A 15,794-nucleotide genomic window follows, 5' to 3' on the forward strand; every position below is an offset into this window, starting at 1 on the left:
AGCCTGCGCAACGGGTGCATACCACAGTGCATATTCTAGTGCATAACGCGTGCATACAGTTTTGCAGCCGAGTGTTAACCGAAATTAACTTAACAGAGCGCGCGTTGCTCTTAATGCGCTTCTGCCCAGTTCGCGCCCTGGCCAGCGTCGACTTCCAGCTTCACGTCGATTTTTACGGCTGGCTCGGCAGCACCTTCCATCACATCGCGCGCGCGCGCAATTGTCTCGTCGATGGCGTCGTTTTCGACTTCAAACAACAGTTCATCGTGGACTTGCAACAGCATCTTGGCTGGCAAGTCAGCAATCGCATCCGGCATTCTGATCATCGCGCGGCGGATAACGTCGGCGGCTGTGCCTTGGATCGGGGCGTTGATGGCAGCACGTTTGGCAAAACCTGCGCGCGGGCCTTTCGCAGCGATCTCGGGGGTGTGGATTTTGCGGCCAAAGAGCGTTTGCACATAGCCATGCTCTTTGGCGAACTCGACGGTCTCGTCCATGTAGGTGCGAATGCCGGGGAAGCGCTCGAAATAGCGGTTGATGAAGTCTTGTGCTTCGCCGCGCGGGATACGCAGATTGCGCGCAAGGCCAAAGCCCGAGATGCCGTAGATAACCCCGAAGTTGATCGCCTTGGCGCGGCTTCTCACTTCGCGGGTCATCTCGTCGAGCGGGACATCAAATATCTCGGAAGCGGTCATGGCGTGGATGTCTTGCCCGTCGCGAAAGGCTTGCTTGAGCGTCTCTATTCCGGCGGTATGCGCCAAAATGCGCAGTTCGATCTGGCTGTAGTCAAGGCTGATCAGAGTCTTGCCTTCCTCGGCGATAAAGGCCTCGCGGATGCGGCGGCCATCTTCCGAGCGCACGGGGATGTTCTGCAAGTTCGGATCACTTGACGCGAGACGACCGGTGGTTGCACCTGTCTGTACATAGGAGGTGTGGACGCGGCCGGTGTCTGGGTTGATGTGCTCTTGCAGGGCGTCGGTGTAGGTGCTTTTGAGCTTTGAAAGCTGCCGCCAGTCGAGCACCCGCGCAGGCAAGTCGTGCTCTGTCGCGAGGTCTTCCAAAATATCAGCGCCAGTGGCATAGGCGCCCGTTTTGCCCTTTTTGCCGCCCTCAAGGCCCATCTCGTCAAACAGGATTTCACCGAGTTGTTTCGGGCTGCCAACGTTGAAGCTGCGGCCTGCGAGCTCATGAATTTCAGACTCTAATCCAGCCATTTTCTGGGCGAAGGCGTTGGACATGCGACTCAGAGTGTCGCGGTCAACTTTGATGCCGTGCATCTCCATTTGCGCAAGCACGGGGGATAGGGGGCGCTCAAGCCGCTCATAGACAGAAGTGACGTTTTTGACATGCAGCTTGGGCTTGAACACCTGCCAGAGGCGCAGGGTGATGTCGGCGTCTTCCGCGGCATATGTAACGGCGTCGTCGATACCGACTTTGTCAAAGGTGATCGCAGCTTTGCCAGTGCCGAGCAGCGTTTTGATCGGGATCGGGTTGTGGCTGAGGTAGCGCTCGGAAAGGGCATCCATACCGTGGTTATGCTCGCCTGCGTGCAGGGCGTAGGACATCAGCATCGTGTCATCATATGGCGCGAGAGAAACACCGTAGCGCTTGAAGATTTTGGCGTCATATTTCATGTTCTGGCCGATCTTGAGGACGGCCTCATCTTCCAGCAGCGGTTTGAGCATTTTTAGGCACTGTTCCAGCCCAAGTTGGCCTTCCTTGAGGTCATCGGAGCCAAACAGCGCGCCCTCTTCGCCGTCTTTGTGGCCGAGCGGAATGTAGCAGGCATGCCCCGCCTCAACGCAGAGCGAAATACCGACAAGCTCGGCGATCATCTCGTTGAGCGAGGTTGTCTCGGTGTCGACAGCGACAAAGCCACGGGCGTTGGCGAGGTCGATCCACTGCTGTAGCTCTTCGACGGTGCTAACTTTCTCGTAAGTTGCCTCTTCAAACGAGGGCGCATCGGGGGTGCTGGCAGCGGCCTCAACTTCGACAATCTCCGGCGCTTCGGCTCCGAGTTGTTCAGCGACACGTTTGCTGAGGGTGCGGAACTCCATCTCGGCCAAAAAGTTGAGCAGGGTGTCTGGCTCGGGGTCGCGCACTTCCAAGCTATCAAGCGTGAAGTTGAGCGGCGTGTTGCAATCAAGCGTGACCAGTTTTTTGGAAAGCTCGATCTGGGCACGATTGTCGATCAGCGTCTGGCGGCGCTTGGGCTGTTTGATCTCTTCGGCGCGATCAAGCAGGCTCTCGAGGTCGCCATACTCGTTGATCAAAAGCGCGGCGGTTTTGATGCCGATACCAGGTGCGCCGGGCACGTTGTCGGCGGTGTCACCAGCGAGGGCTTGCACGTCGATCACGCGCGACGGGCCAACGCCGAACTTCTCTTCGACGCCTTCGACATCAATCCGGCGGTTCTTCATCGCGTCGAGCATTTCAACACCGCCACCGACAAGTTGCATCATGTCTTTGTCAGAGCTGATGATCGTTACCCGCCCGCCAGCGTCGCGCGCTTGGCAAGACAGCGTGGCGATGATGTCGTCGGCCTCATAGCCTTCCATCTCTTCGCAGGCGATGTTGAAAGCAACAGTCGCGCGGCGGGTGAGCGGCATTTGCGGGCGCAAGTCTTCTGGCATGGCCTCGCGGTTGGCTTTGTAGAGGTCATACAACTCGTTGCGAAAGGTGTGGCTGCCTTTGTCGAAGATCACCGCGACATGTGTCGGCGCATCGGCGCCTGTGTTGCCCTCGATATAGCGGTGCAGCATGTTGCAAAAGCCCGCAACCGCGCCGATGGGCAGGCCATCAGACTTGCGCGTTAGGGGCGGCAGAGCGTGATAGGCACGAAAGATGAAGGCGGAGCCATCAATCAGGTGCAAGTGGCACCCCTTGCCAAACTGTGTCATCGCGCATCTCCCTTATGAGTTGCCCACAGGTTTGCCACGTTGCGGCGGGGGCATAAAGGGGGAACTCGGCTTAGTCGCCTGTTATCCGCACCTGCCAGCAGTTGTTGCGTGATGAGCGGACATCGACGAAGGCAACATCATCGCGCGCAAGCAGGCTCGAAGCGTAGCTTTCGAGTTCGGATTTCGCGGTGATCTGCCCTGTGCCGTAAATGATCCGCTCGTCATGTGAGTAGGCTTTGAGCAGATAGTCGGGTGACGTCGTTAGCACGGGCGGCAAAAATGTGCCTTTTACTTCGCAGTGATCAGCGCAAAGGAAGATAGGCCCTGTCTCGGCGTAGGGCTGATTGGCGGTGAAAGGCTTGTGCGCGCAGATCAGCATTTCCGCGCCTTCGGGCACATTTTGCAAACAACAGCGGCAGGGGTTGCCTGCTCCGCTGGATATCGAGCGCTCGGCTGGGGTTCCGTAGGCGTCTGGCCCGCCTGCGCGTAGGGCGTCGGCCTCGGCTTGGGGCATTCCTGCGTAGGTTGTCATGTCTGTCTCCTTGTTGAAGGCCAAACAAACAAAAAGGCCGCCCGTGGGCGACCCGTTTCTTGCTCAAATGTAGCTGGCTTCAGACTTTGCCTTCAAAGTCTTTATGCACATATTTGCAGTCGCAATAGGGGCATTCAACCCAACCGTGCTCGCTGGGGATTTGCAGCCAAACGCGCGGGTGGCCGCCTTCGCCGCCGTCACAGGCAAAGCGGTATGTATCAACAATCTTGGTTTCGGGGGCTTGCGTTGTCATGCGGGCTTCCTTTTACGGGCAGTCTTGTGTTGCTGCGAATATGAAACATGTGCCGCGCGGGGGCAAGCAAGTTCAATCGGCAAAGAGATGTTCGATATTGGCGATCGCATAAGCTTTTTCCGGGCTGGTTTCCAGAAAGTAGGAAAGTGCGATGGCGTTGTCTTCAACACTGGCTGACTGACGAATGCGATAATGATTGTCAAAGTTGGCGTCGCGGATCATGTCACTTTCGAACAGCATATCGGCTTTGATCGTTGGCAGGAGCCTTTCAAGCGTTTCGCGCGGCGTCTTTTCTCCGGCGAGTCCAACGCGCATTGCGTGGCCCGTCAGGTATTCATCGGAAAACTGACTGTCGATTTCAAGCAGACGTGTCTTGGCGCGGTCGCTGCAGAAATCATTGAGCAAATCGAGGTTGCTGGGATCAAGACAGATCACCAGTTGGTCGGTTTCATAGTAGTCAAACAGCATCCGAATAAGCGCGCGACGGTGCCGATGCCGCTTGCTCATGGTTGACTGGATGCCGCCGAGGTCAGGCAGCTCAGTCGCGTCTTCGTTGAACAGATACTCGATGCAGGGCACGTTTGTCATGGAGCGGATACGCTCGACAAGGCGCTTGGCAACATGCCATTTTTTACTGACGATGATCAGCAATTCACGTTCACGGCCTAGCGAGCCTTCATTCTCCCAAAACCTGAGACCGAAACGGCGGCCGACACGGCCACGGTTGGTGAGAAACTTGAACAGGCTTGCGCCCTCATTGGAAATTTTGAACTCCCAACCGCGTGTCGCATAGAGCAGCCCGAGCCTGCGTTTCAGCTCCTTGGCCTCAGGGCTGATCTTGCGCGCGAACAGGTAGTCTTGACTGAGCAGCAGGTCATAGTGATCGTTATAAAATGTCACTGGCATGCCGTAGTCGGTGAACATCAAGAACGTCAGTGTGCGGGTTTTGATCTCGTGTTCAGGCACCAGATGCCGCACCAGCGTTTGAAAAAACGTCTCGTCGGGGATCCAGGTTGTGCGAAAGAATCGCATGACGTCTTTTCGCTTCTTGGTGAAGTCGATGATCCACTCAACCGTGCGCCGCCGTAAACACCACCACTGAGAGCCGATTTGAACCTGAATATCTTCAGGTACTTTGCGTGTCAGGCCGAGTTTGCGTTGCAAATTGAAGGCCGCATAAAAGCGCCGCTTCTGCGTGCGCTCGTTAAAGAAGTGACGGTATATCAGCCGCTCTTCTTTCATGCCGGTTTTGATCCAGTCACTTTCGAAATAGTCAAAACTCTCGATATAGTCGACATCGGCGCGATCAAGCAGCTCGTGGGTATACTCGGCTGACTTGATGGCCATACAGTCGCCGGACAGCATGTAAAAATGCGTGGCGCGCGGGAAGGCCTCAACTGCGGCTTCGACGGCATGTAGCGAGGCCTGCACAAGGCTCCACTCGCCCCAGCCACATTTGATCCGTTTTTTGGCGAAAGTGACGTTCGGATTGCTATCAAGCGCCTCGCGCACTTGCTTGTAAAGTTTGGGGTCAGCGCTGGCATCAAAGTGAACCGACATGTAGTCGCCTACAGCTGTAAGGCGTTCTGCCTGCTTGATAATCGCCTCAGGGTCTTTGTGGCAAAGCAATATGAAGGCGATTTTTGCCATTTTGGAAACGTTTACCCCTAGTTTGCACTATTGTTTACTTGATAAAGGTGAACTGCCGTTGAATAAACAGGAATTAATCGGAATTTGTTCATAAATTGTGGATAGAACCGCAAAGGCACGATTTGGAGGAAGAGTAACATGGGTTTTCCCGGAACATGGATGACTGAAAGCGAGAGCGTAGTTTATCGCGTTGTGCCCAAGTGTGCCTGCTCGACCATTGGTCAGATCATGTATTACTCTGATCACGGCGAGTTTTTTGATGGCGACATTCATGACGCCAGCGAAGGCCTGCACAAGTGGGCCCGCGAAGACAGCCAGCCGCTGATCAACGCCAATGTCAAAACCCACAACTCCTATGCCTTCACCTGCGTTCGCAACCCTTACACGCGGATTCTCTCAAGCTTCTTTGACAAAATCTGCGGAATTCAGCGCAATGGTCGCCGCTATCGGGGCAACCTTGTGCCGCTGCTTATCCAGAAATACGGCATTGAAGTTGGTGGTGAGGATGGCAAGGAAGAGTTCGACCAAGTTAAAAGCTTCCGCCGCTTTCTGTTGTTCGCGCGTGACACCATCAGATGGCGCCGCCCGATGGACCCTGACATTCACTGGAGTGCGATGTCGGGCCATGTGAGCACCTTTATCGCCAACGGCGGGCGCTACGACAAAATCTTTTGGACAGAGCAGTTTAACGACGGCATGCAGGACGTGCTTGATGCGATCGAGACGCCGCATAAGGTTTTGCTCAAAGACATCCCCCGGTTTAACGAATCTGAAGGGCACGGGCCGAAGCGCTTGCACCCTGTCGAGGACTACTTTGATGATCTTTCAAAGCACCTCGTTTACGAGATTTTCAAGCGCGACTTTGACCTGTTCAAATATGATTTCCACGATCCTGCGAACAAGATGCCGATTGGTGAGATCGACCTTGATGAAGTGCACGCGAAACTCGGTGAATAAACTGACAATTTAAGGCTTTTCAAATAGCACAACTCTGTCACTGTTCATCTGAGCAAGTGGAGTGTGCTATGACTGTCAAGTTCGAAGAGTTTGCTGCAGGCCTGAGTTACGCCGACATCCCCGAAGAGATGCGCGCGCTATTGCGTGTCAGCTTTGCCGACACAATGGGTGTTGCGGCGATCGGCTCTCGCAGTGACATGTCAAATGCGGCCAAGGCGAGCACGGTTCGGCTTTTTGGCGCGGGAACGGCGGGCGCTAGTCGCATGCTACTGGACGGGCGCAAAGCCAGCCCCGTTGGTGCGGCGATGGCGGGGGCGTTTACTGTCGACAGCATTGATGCCCATGACGGAACCACCCCCAACAAGGGCCACGTCGGCTCGGCGGTGTTTCCGGCGCTTTTGGCTGTTGCCGATGCGCTGCGCTCGGAAGGCCGCGTTGTTACCGGCGCTGACTTCGCGCTTTGGCTGGCGCTCGCTTATGAAGTCAGCAGCCGTGCTGGCAAGGCCCAACACGCGACATGCCCCGACTACCACACATCCGGCTCGTGGACGGCTGTTGGTGTTGCCGTCGCAGTTGGGCGCATGTTGGGGGCCACGCAAGAGCAACTCAGACACGCCGCAGGGATTGCCGAGTATCACGGCCCACGCAGCCAGATGATGCGCTGTATTGATCATCCGAGCATGGTGCGTGACGGTGTCGGTTGGGGCGCGCCAACGGGCGTTACGGCGGGTTATCTCGCGCTTGACAGCTTTACCGGAGCACCAGCCCTGACTTGCGAAAGCGATGAGGCCGCGCCCTATTGGGAGGGTCTTGGTGAAAGCTGGATGACGCTCGCTGACACGCATTACAAGAAGTATCCTTGCTGCCGTTGGGCGCACCCGTCGATGGATGCGGCGATCGGCCTGATGCAAGAGCACGGACTTGCACACTACGAGATTGCCAAGGTCGAAATCAGAACATTTCACTACGCCACACGGCTTGCAGGGCACCGCCCAACGAGCATGGACGAGCTTGCCTATTCGATCGCATTTCCTGTCGCGACGGTGATCGTGCGGGGCGGTTTTGGTGCTGATGAAATGCACGACAGCGTGCTCACCGATGCTGATATTTTGCGGATTTCCGAGGCGACCGAGCTGATCGACGATGACGAAATGACTGCAATCAGTGTCGACAAGCGCTGGGCGCAGGTGACGTTAATCACCAAGGATGGTAGGCGCTATAGCGCAGAGCCACAAAGCGCACGGGGTGATGTTGATAACCCGCTGAGCGCTGCGGAAATGGACGACAAGTATCACCTGTTCGCTGATCCGGTGCTTGGAAGGCCTCGCGCCGAAAAACTCAAAGCCCTCTGCCAGCGCTTTGATACGCTCGATGCAGAGGGCTTTGCTGAACTGCTTGATTTGGCGCTTGAGGCGCCTTAGTCAACAAGGCCGTCGCGGCGGAACATGTTGAGCATCGGCACCTCGGGGCGTGGGCCCATGTGGCTGATCACCTCGGCGGCGCAGATATTGCCCATGCGCCCGCATGTGGCCATGTCGCGGCCTGTTGATAGCCCGTAAAGAAAGCCCGCAGCGAACTGATCACCGGCGCCTGTGGCGTCAACGGGAACAACTTTTTCAACCGAAATATCGATGCGCTCGCCGTTGTGAATGATGCTGACGCCGTCGCCCGAGCGGGTGCAAACCACCAGAGGACAAACAGAAGAAACACGCGCAAGATCGGCATCGAGATCACCGAGTTGATAGAGCGATTTGATCTCGTCTTCGTTGCCGATCACATAGTCCATCTCGTTCTCGATCAGGCTGATAAAGTCGTCGCGGTGACGTTCGACGCAGAAAGGATCAGAGATCGCGATGCCTGCTTTTCCGCCTGCTGCACGGCAAGTTCTGGCGGTGCGGATGAAGGCTTCTTTGCCTTTGTCTTTGTCAAACAGATAGCCCTCAAGAAAGACGATTTCGGCGTTTGAAGTGACCGCTTCGTCAACGTCATCTGGGCCGAGTTCGGCTGAAATTCCAAGGTAGGTGTTCATCGAGCGCTCGCCATCGGGCGACACGAAGATCATCGAACGTGATGTTGGCAGCTCACCGCCGGCGACAGGCGCGTTGACGAAATCGGTTCCGTCTTTGGCCATCGCGTCAGCGTAGAATTGCCCCAAAGCATCGTCGTGAACGCGGCCGATGAAGCCTGTCTTCAGGCCGAGGTTTCCAAGGCCAGCAATGGTGTTGGCAACCGAGCCACCGGGTGTTTGAACACGGCTTTCCATCGCGGCATAGAGCAGCTGCGCGCGGTCGGTTTCGATCAACTGCATGATACCTTTATCGATGCCCATTTGCTCAAGAAAGCTGTCATCAGACTGGGTTATAACGTCGACGACAGCATTGCCGATTCCGACGATTTGATAGGTTTTCATAGGTTCTTTTCCTTGTATTCGCAGAGATCGCGGATGATGCATGTTCCACACAAAGGTTTGCGGGCTTTGCAGTGATATCGGCCATGTAAAATAAGCCAGTGATGGGCGTGGAGTTGAAAGTCTGTCGGGATGTTATCTTCGATCGCACGTTCAACGGCGTCGACGTCCTTTCCCGGGCAAATACCCGAGCGGTTTCCGACGCGAAAGATGTGCGTATCGACGGCCTGAGCAGGGGCACGCCACCACATATTGAGCACGACATTTGCTGTCTTTCGGCCCACACCGGGTAATGAAATAAGGGCTGCGCGCGAATTTGGAACCTCGCTGTTATACTCGTCAACAAGGATGCGCGAGAGCTTGATCACGTTCTTGGCTTTGTTGCGAAACAGCCCGATTGTCTTGATGTGCTCAATGACACCTTCCTCGCCGAGAGCGAGCATTTTCTCGGGCGTATCGGCGATCTTGAACAGCTCGCGCGTAGCCCTGTTTACGCCGACATCAGTTGACTGTGCAGAAAGGGCAACAGCGACGACGAGCGTGAAAACATTGACATGGTCAAGTTCGCCAACAGGTGCGGGGTCGGCCTTTTGAAAGCGGGTAAATATCTCGCGGATTGTGTGGTAATCAAGTTGCTTGGCCATGGGCGGGGTATGCCTTTCGGAGCCGCGTTTTTCAAGCGTAAGATTTGCGCATGAAACGGGTCGCGCATAGGCGGCGGGTTGGCTAGGCTTAGGTCAGGAGGACATGCTATGACCATGCAAGAGCCCGAGGGCCAGTATCACTACCAAATGATGCGCCGCGCGTTGGAGATCATCGACGCCGCTGAAGAGACGCTATCGCTTGAAGGTCTGGCCAAGCAGATGAACATGTCTTCGGCGCATTTTCAGCGGGTTTTCTCAAGCTGGGTCGGGGTGTCTCCAAAGCGTTATCAGCAGTATTTGCAGCTTGGGCAGGCCAAGGAGATGCTGACTAACCGTATGACAACACTTGATGTTTCGCACGAGATCGGTTTGTCGGGGTCGGGGCGTTTGCACGACATGTTCCTGCGCTGGGAGGCAATGAGCCCCGGCGAGTTTGCCCGCAGGGGAGAGGGGCTGACAGTGCGCTTTGGCTGGTTTGACAGCCCCTTCGGAGAAGCGCTTGTGATGGGCACGGCGAAGGGCATTTGCGGCTTGGCTTTCGTTGCAGAAACGGGGCCGGAAGAGGCCATGCGCGATATGCGCAGCCGCTGGCCGAATGCGGTGTATGAGCAGGACGAAACAGCGCTTGAACCTTGGGTGAAAGCCGCGTTTGCGCAGGACGGCGAAACGGCTTTGCACCTCATTGGCGCGCCTTTTCAGATCAAGGTTTGGGAGGCGTTGTTAAAGGTGCCGACGGGGCATGTGACAACATACTCTGAGATCGCCGGAGCCGTTGGCAGCCCCAAAGCAGTGAGGGCAGTGGGAACGGCTGTTGGCCGCAACCCGGTGAGCTGGCTCATTCCGTGTCACCGTGCTTTGCGAAAGTCGGGTGCTCTTGGCGGGTATCACTGGGGCTTGCCAGTGAAGCGTGCTTTGCTGGCTTGGGAGTCGGCGCGCGAGGATAGCCTTGCAAAATAGGGTTATCATGAATTTCCGAAGGCCGAATGACGCCAGCGTTTGAAGACGTTAACCTTGTTTGCTGCGAGCCATTCGCAGGTGACTTGCGTGCATACCACAGTGCATACCATAGTGCATAATGCGTGCAGACGATCGCGCCCGGCGTCTTAAGCGATATTAACTTAACCGACCGTTCGCTGCTGGGTGTTGCAGGCGGCCAAGATGGGCGAATTGCTGCCGATCACGTTTGTTTGAGTGTTTGGAGCGCGCAGGTTTTAGCATATACTCAACAAGGAAGTCGCCACGATGAGCGACCAATGTAATGAGGCATAGTATGAAATTTTTGAACAAGTTTACCGGCGCTCTTTGCGCGCTTTCGATTTTTGCAGTTGCGGGTTGCACAGAAGGGCCGCTTGTCAGCCCCGACGACCCCAACCAGAAGACCAAAAACGGTGCGATGATTGGTGCTGCCGCGGGTGCTGTTCTTGGCGCGCTGACCAGCAGCGACGAAAAGCGCGGTGCTGTTAAGGGCGCGCTGATCGGTGCGGGTGTTGGCGGCATCAGTGGTGCGCTGCTCGACAAACAGGAAGCCGACTTGCGTCAGGAACTGGGCAACGGTGCCACCATCCAGAACACCGGTGACCGGCTGATTGTAACGATGGCGCAGGACATTCTGTTCGCCACCGGAAGCGCAACGCTGCGCCCCGACATCAACCGTGATATCAGAGCCGTTGCCGGCAGTTTGCAGGCCTACCCGAACTCGACTGTTCAGGTGATCGGCCACACCGACAATGTCGGCGATGCTGGCTACAACTTTGATCTGTCGCTGCGCCGTGGGCAAGCCGTGACGCAGGTGCTTGCCAGTGAAGGTGTAACAACCAGCCGGATGCAGGCAGTGGGCCGCGGTGAAGACCAGCCTGTCGCCAGCAACCTGACGCCGGAAGGCCGCCAACAAAACCGCCGGGTCGAGATTGTGATTGTTCCGACCAGCTAGGTTTGGTGAAATTTGTTTGAAGAAAGCCCTGCCTGTTTGGCGGGGCTTTTTTTGTGCACATCGAGTGTGCGGTGATGCGAATTGCGCTGTGCGCGGACTGTGCCTAGGTTGACGCAACAATCAATGGAGGCCGATATGGCGACGATAAAACTTCTCGGAATTTCAGGGGCGCTGCGCGAAGGCTCGACCAACCGGATGCTGCTGAAAGAAGCTGCACGGCTGGCTGGCGATGTAGACTATAGCGAGGCCGACTTGCAGCTGCCGCTATATGACGGCGACGATGAGGCCAAAAGCGGGGTGCCTGCGCGCGTTGAAGCGCTGGCAAAGCAAGTCAGCGAGGCCGATGCGGTTGTTATTTCGACGCCGGAGTATAACGGCGCGATCAGCGGTGTTTTGAAAAACGCACTGGATTGGGTGAGCCGTGTCGAGGACAACCCGTGGGCGAGCAAGCCGGTGGCGCTTATGTCGGCGGCTGCGGGGCGCGGGGGCGGCAACCAAGCACAGGTGATGTTGTTGTCATGCATGACCAACTTTGCGCCGCGCATTGTCAGCGGGCCGCTGGTTGCTGTTGCCGGGAGCTTTGAGGCGTTTGACGACGCGGGGCAGCTTAAGGGCGAGATGTATGTGAACAACCTTACGGCGCTGATGGAAAAACTGCGCGCGGCTGTTTGAAGAGTATCGAATTTTGCTTTGCAAAATCCGATGTAAGCGAGGGGCCAGCCCCTCGCGCTCCCCGGGATATTTATACCAAGAAAAAGAGTGGAGATGTGTTTCCGGTTTTGCCGCTAGAGTACTTGGATAACGTTTTTGTCGATGCTGAGGATATAGCCGCGGCGGGCGATGTTTTTGACCAGCAGTTCTGAAACCAGCTGATTGCCCAACGCGTCGCGCAGGCGTTTGATGCGGGTGGCACCGGCGGCTTCTTCGCAGTCAACCGCGAGGCGGCCTGATATCACGGCTTCAAGCTCGGCACCTGTCATCACGTCGTCGTCCATGCGGGCCTCGGCGAGGACAGAGAGAGTTTCCATTGCTGCGGGTGTCAGGGTGAAGCCCATGTTGTTGAGGTAGACGGCGTTTTCCTCGCGACTGATGAGCAGTGAGTTGACTTGAATGCCGGAGCGTTCGATGGCTGTCATGCGGCGGGAGAAAGCGGCGAGCAGCATGAGGAACACAAATGCGGCGATGAGCATGCTTGCGGCGAAGACCAACAGCACGAAGATGATCAAACGGTAGCTTGCGAGCGTATCGGAGAATGTTGTGCCGGTTTGGGCGAGCAACTCGAGCAGCTTGATTTCGGCTTGCTCGGTGAGGTCGTCATTTTCGACAAACAACTGCTCGACGCGGGCGTTAAAGGCGTTGGCGTCGGGCAGGGTGAAAAACAGCACCAGCGCAACGACAAGCAGGATAATCACGATTGCCGCGATGCCGAGGTAGACTGTGCGGCTCGGGTTGATCATGCGCTCAGTAGCGGAGGAAGTATTGTCCGGCACTGGCTTTCCTTTGGTTGAGGCCGCTGTCGTCGAAGACATTAAGCACGTTGAGGAGTGTCCAACCTTTTGAGGCGAGACGGGGGGCAAGCGAGGCGCGGGCAGACTTTTTGTTGCAGGCACCAGACACGCTGGCCACGCCGTAATGCAGCTTGAGCGGGTTGTCTTGCTTGGCTTTATAGTCGGCATAGCAACCAGCGTGAAGCGGGGCTGTCATAAGTGCGAGCACAGCGCATGAGAGGATGATCTGTTTCATCCTGCCAACCTGCGCTTTTTGTGGCTGCTATTCAATATCCAATGGGGTTTGCGGGGGCTGATATCCGATAGCACGGCGCTGTTATTGCCTGTCTTGGGGGAGAGGCTGACTTTGAGTTTATCAAAGGCTCCGTTCTGCCAGAGGGGCCGCCAACCCAAGAAAGGAAACTCTCTTATGTCACGTCAATTTATCACTGCTATCGCGCTTTCTGCTGTTGTTGCCACTGGGCTTAGCTCGGCTCAGGCCCGGGCGGGAGAGCATGACACTGCCCGCGCTCTTGTAGGCATCACGGCTGTTCTTTTGCTTGGCAAGGCGTTGAGTGATCGCAAAGATGACCGCAATGTTCAGGTGACGCGCGGGCATGGCTACATCCGCCATCACGGGAACAACAACGGGCACAACAGCCACAACAACGGCCACGGCAATGCGCACAACAACGGGCCGGTGCGGGTTGATCCACGGCCACTTCCGCCACGGGTGCGCAGTAAGATCTTGCCAAGGCAGTGTTTGACGACGCTGAGATCTCGCAGCAAGAACATACGCATTTTGGGTGCACAGTGTTTGCAGAACAACTACCGGTTTAGCAACACCCTGCCGCGCAAGTGTTCGGTTAAGGTGAAAACCAACCGTGGCAACCGTTTTGGTTTTGCGCCGAACTGTTTGCAGCGTCACGGTTACAGCATCCGCGGGTAAGCCACGCTTTTAGAGCTTGATCGGGGCCTGTTATGTCTGTCATCTGGCAACATGACGGGCCCTGATTATTCTTACGAGCAGGCAGCGCTTGAGCGCGGCTTTATGCGTATCGCCGGTGTTGACGAGGTTGGCCGCGGGCCGCTCGCGGGGCCGGTTATGGCCTGTGCTGTGGTTTTGGACATTGCCAATATTCCCGACGGGCTGAACGACAGTAAGAAACTGACAGCCAAACGGCGGGAAGTTTTGAACGAGGCAATTTGGGCCTGTGCCGAGGTGAGCATCGGGGAGGCGAGTGTTGAGGAGATCGACGAGATCAACATTCTGCGCGCTTCGCACTTGGCTATGGAACGAGCAGTTGCTGGGCTTGCCGTGCCGCCTGACCATTGTTTGATTGACGGAAACCTGCTGCCCAAGGGGCTTAAGGTGTCGGCGGAAGCGATTATCAAGGGCGACAGCAAATCACTGAGCATTTCTGCGGCCTCAATTGTGGCCAAAATCAGGCGGGATTATGTCATGTCGACATTGGCGCAACACTACCCTGGGTATGGCTGGGAGACGAACGCTGGATACCCATCAAAAAGTCACAGGTTGGCGCTTCAACAACTTGGTGTGACCCCACACCATAGACGTTCGTTCAAACCGGTGCACAACATCTTGTATCAACAAAAAAATGTAAGTGGTTGATTAGATAAAGAATTTGACCGCGAATCGGTCTTGAATCATCCTAGGTCTCAACAAGTGAGTGCAAAATGCACCGATGATGAGGCGGACTATGAAAACCAAACTGACCAAGACGAAAAGCACGAAAGCAGACACTCCTGCGGTGCTTCCACTTAACACTATTTTGGATGGGGACTGCATTGAGCGCATGAACGCGCTGCCGGAGGAGAGCATTGATCTGATCTTTGCTGATCCGCCCTATAACCTGCAACTCAAGGGTGATTTGCACCGCCCTGACAACAGCAAGGTTGACGCGGTTGATGACCATTGGGACCAGTTTGACAGCTTCAAGGTTTACGACAAGTTCACCCGCGAATGGCTTGCCGCTGCGCGCCGTCTGCTGAAGCCGAATGGCGCGATCTGGGTGATTGGTTCTTATCACAACGTCTTCCGCATGGGTGCCGAGCTTCAAAACCAGGGTTTCTGGATTTTGAACGACGTTGTTTGGCGCAAGTCAAACCCGATGCCGAACTTTCGCGGCAAACGCTTTACCAACGCCCATGAAACGATGATCTGGGCCGGCAAAACCGAAAGCAGCAAATACACGTTTAACTACGAGGCGCTTAAAGCCTTGAATGAGGGCATTCAGATGCGCTCTGACTGGGTTCTGCCGATCTGTAACGGCGGCGAACGCCTGAAAGATGACAACGGCGAGAAGGCCCACCCGACACAAAAACCGCAGTCGCTTTTGCACCGCGTTTTGGTTGGCTCGACCAACCCCGGTGATGTGGTGCTTGATCCGTTCTTTGGCACCGGCACAACAGGTGCGGTCGCCAAGATGCTGGGCCGTGAGTTTATCGGCATCGAGCGCGAGGAAGAATACCGCAAGGTTGCCGCAAAACGCATTGCCAATGTGCGCAAGTTTGACAAAGAAGCTTTGCAAGTATCTGTGAGCAAACGCGCCGAGCCACGGGTGCCTTTCGGGCAGCTGGTGGAGCGTGGCATGCTGCGCCCGGGCGAAGAACTTTATTCTTTGAATGGCCGCCATAAGGCAAAAGTGCGCGCCGACGGCACGTTGATCGGCGACGACATCAAAGGCAGCATTCACCAAGTTGGTGCTCACCTTGAAGGTGCGCCAAGCTGCAACGGCTGGACATACTGGTGCTTCAAAAAGGACGGCAAGCGGGTTCCGATTGATCTGTTCCGCCAGCAGATCCGAGCCGAGATGCGCAACTAACCTATACCTAACACCGCCGGTGCCTGCGGCCTGACTCTGCGGCACCACAACTTAAGCCCCCGTTCTCCTCCAGAGACGGGGCTTTTTTTGTTGTTGGTGAAGTGTTGTTAATCGGAATTGGCGGGACTAAGTGTAGCCTTACCGCCCAAAGCGCAATCAAAGATAGTGTTAACTGCGGTGTCTACCCG

Annotated in this window: 16 protein-coding genes; 8 read left to right on the forward strand and 8 right to left on the reverse strand. The window is 56.0% G+C overall.

Features of this window, described 5'->3' with window-relative positions; all coding sequences use genetic code 11:
• Window positions 1–110: 110 nt before the first annotated feature.
• From polA to KO498_RS01105, 4 genes are all read right to left on the reverse strand, one after another.
• Complete coding sequence (gene polA, locus KO498_RS01090) at window positions 111–2,900, reverse strand: DNA polymerase I (RefSeq protein ID WP_215958025.1); 2,790 nt, start codon at window positions 2,898–2,900, stop codon at window positions 111–113.
• Window positions 2,901–2,970: 70 nt separating this feature from the next.
• Window positions 2,971–3,432 carry a DUF1203 domain-containing protein gene (locus tag KO498_RS01095; protein WP_215958026.1) on the reverse strand — a complete coding sequence of 154 codons (462 nt, stop codon included), beginning with the start codon at window positions 3,430–3,432 and terminating at the stop codon, window positions 2,971–2,973.
• Window positions 3,433–3,511: 79 nt separating this feature from the next.
• A complete protein-coding gene (locus tag KO498_RS01100; RefSeq protein WP_215958027.1) occupies window positions 3,512–3,685 on the reverse strand; it encodes a zinc-finger domain-containing protein in 174 nt (57 codons plus the stop codon).
• Between the two features lie 72 nt (window positions 3,686–3,757).
• Window positions 3,758–5,335: a DUF5928 domain-containing protein gene (locus KO498_RS01105; protein WP_215958028.1), complete on the reverse strand. Its 1,578-nt coding sequence runs from the start codon at window positions 5,333–5,335 to the stop codon at window positions 3,758–3,760.
• Window positions 5,336–5,473: 138 nt separating this feature from the next.
• On the opposite strand from KO498_RS01105, the gene KO498_RS01110 reads away from it, so the two are divergent.
• Together KO498_RS01110 and KO498_RS01115 are read left to right on the forward strand one after the other, a co-directional pair.
• On the forward strand, window positions 5,474–6,292 hold the full coding sequence (locus tag KO498_RS01110) for a sulfotransferase family protein (protein ID WP_215958029.1): 819 nt from the start codon (window positions 5,474–5,476) through the stop codon (window positions 6,290–6,292).
• A 68-nt stretch (window positions 6,293–6,360) separates the two neighbouring features.
• Complete coding sequence (locus KO498_RS01115; protein ID WP_215958030.1) at window positions 6,361–7,713, forward strand: MmgE/PrpD family protein; 1,353 nt, start codon at window positions 6,361–6,363, stop codon at window positions 7,711–7,713.
• On the opposite strand, the gene KO498_RS01120 is transcribed toward KO498_RS01115, so the two are convergent.
• Both KO498_RS01120 and nth read right to left on the reverse strand, forming a co-directional pair.
• On the reverse strand, window positions 7,710–8,702 hold the full coding sequence (locus KO498_RS01120) for an adenosine kinase (protein ID WP_215958031.1): 993 nt from the start codon (window positions 8,700–8,702) through the stop codon (window positions 7,710–7,712). The two genes, KO498_RS01115 and KO498_RS01120, sit on opposite strands and share 4 nt — an antisense overlap.
• Window positions 8,699–9,343, reverse strand: coding sequence for an endonuclease III (gene nth, locus KO498_RS01125; RefSeq protein WP_215958032.1), 645 nt, complete (start codon window positions 9,341–9,343; stop codon window positions 8,699–8,701). Before nth ends, KO498_RS01120 begins: the two co-directional genes overlap by 4 nt.
• A 108-nt stretch (window positions 9,344–9,451) precedes the next feature.
• On the opposite strand from nth, the gene KO498_RS01130 reads away from it, so the two are divergent.
• From KO498_RS01130 to KO498_RS01140, 3 genes are all read left to right on the forward strand, one after another.
• The gene (locus tag KO498_RS01130; protein ID WP_215958033.1) at window positions 9,452–10,300 is read left to right on the forward strand and encodes a bifunctional helix-turn-helix domain-containing protein/methylated-DNA--[protein]-cysteine S-methyltransferase; all 849 of its coding nucleotides are present in this window, start codon (window positions 9,452–9,454) and stop codon (window positions 10,298–10,300) included.
• A 313-nt stretch (window positions 10,301–10,613) separates the two neighbouring features.
• Window positions 10,614–11,273, forward strand: coding sequence for an OmpA family protein (locus KO498_RS01135; protein ID WP_215958034.1), 660 nt, complete (start codon window positions 10,614–10,616; stop codon window positions 11,271–11,273).
• A gap of 135 nt (window positions 11,274–11,408) precedes the next feature.
• Window positions 11,409–11,945 (forward strand): NADPH-dependent FMN reductase, encoded by a 537-nt coding sequence (locus KO498_RS01140; RefSeq protein WP_215958035.1) that lies wholly within the window; start codon window positions 11,409–11,411, stop codon window positions 11,943–11,945.
• Window positions 11,946–12,058: 113 nt separating this feature from the next.
• Here the strand turns inward: KO498_RS01140 and KO498_RS01145 are convergent, their stop codons facing one another.
• Both KO498_RS01145 and KO498_RS01150 read right to left on the reverse strand, forming a co-directional pair.
• Window positions 12,059–12,763 (reverse strand): winged helix-turn-helix domain-containing protein, encoded by a 705-nt coding sequence (locus KO498_RS01145; protein ID WP_436835919.1) that lies wholly within the window; start codon window positions 12,761–12,763, stop codon window positions 12,059–12,061.
• The gene (locus KO498_RS01150) at window positions 12,735–13,016 is read right to left on the reverse strand and encodes a hypothetical protein (RefSeq protein ID WP_215958036.1); all 282 of its coding nucleotides are present in this window, start codon (window positions 13,014–13,016) and stop codon (window positions 12,735–12,737) included. The genes KO498_RS01145 and KO498_RS01150 overlap by 29 nt, the downstream gene beginning before the upstream one ends.
• A 174-nt stretch (window positions 13,017–13,190) precedes the next feature.
• On the opposite strand from KO498_RS01150, the gene KO498_RS01155 reads away from it, so the two are divergent.
• The 3 genes from KO498_RS01155 (at window position 13,191) to KO498_RS01165 (ending at window position 15,606) form a co-directional block, all read left to right on the forward strand.
• Window positions 13,191–13,709, forward strand: a complete 519-nt coding sequence (locus KO498_RS01155; protein WP_215958037.1) for a hypothetical protein — start codon at window positions 13,191–13,193, stop codon at window positions 13,707–13,709.
• A gap of 51 nt (window positions 13,710–13,760) precedes the next feature.
• Entirely contained in the window at window positions 13,761–14,393 is a 633-nt protein-coding gene (locus KO498_RS01160; protein ID WP_215958038.1) for a ribonuclease HII, read from the forward strand.
• 88 nt (window positions 14,394–14,481) lie between these two features.
• On the forward strand, window positions 14,482–15,606 hold the full coding sequence (locus tag KO498_RS01165) for a site-specific DNA-methyltransferase (protein WP_215958039.1): 1,125 nt from the start codon (window positions 14,482–14,484) through the stop codon (window positions 15,604–15,606).
• Window positions 15,607–15,794 lie beyond the last annotated feature (188 nt).

Origin of the sequence: Lentibacter algarum, assembly GCF_018860975.1 — a bacterium.
Taxonomy (GTDB): Bacteria; Pseudomonadota; Alphaproteobacteria; order Rhodobacterales; family Rhodobacteraceae; genus Lentibacter; species Lentibacter algarum_A.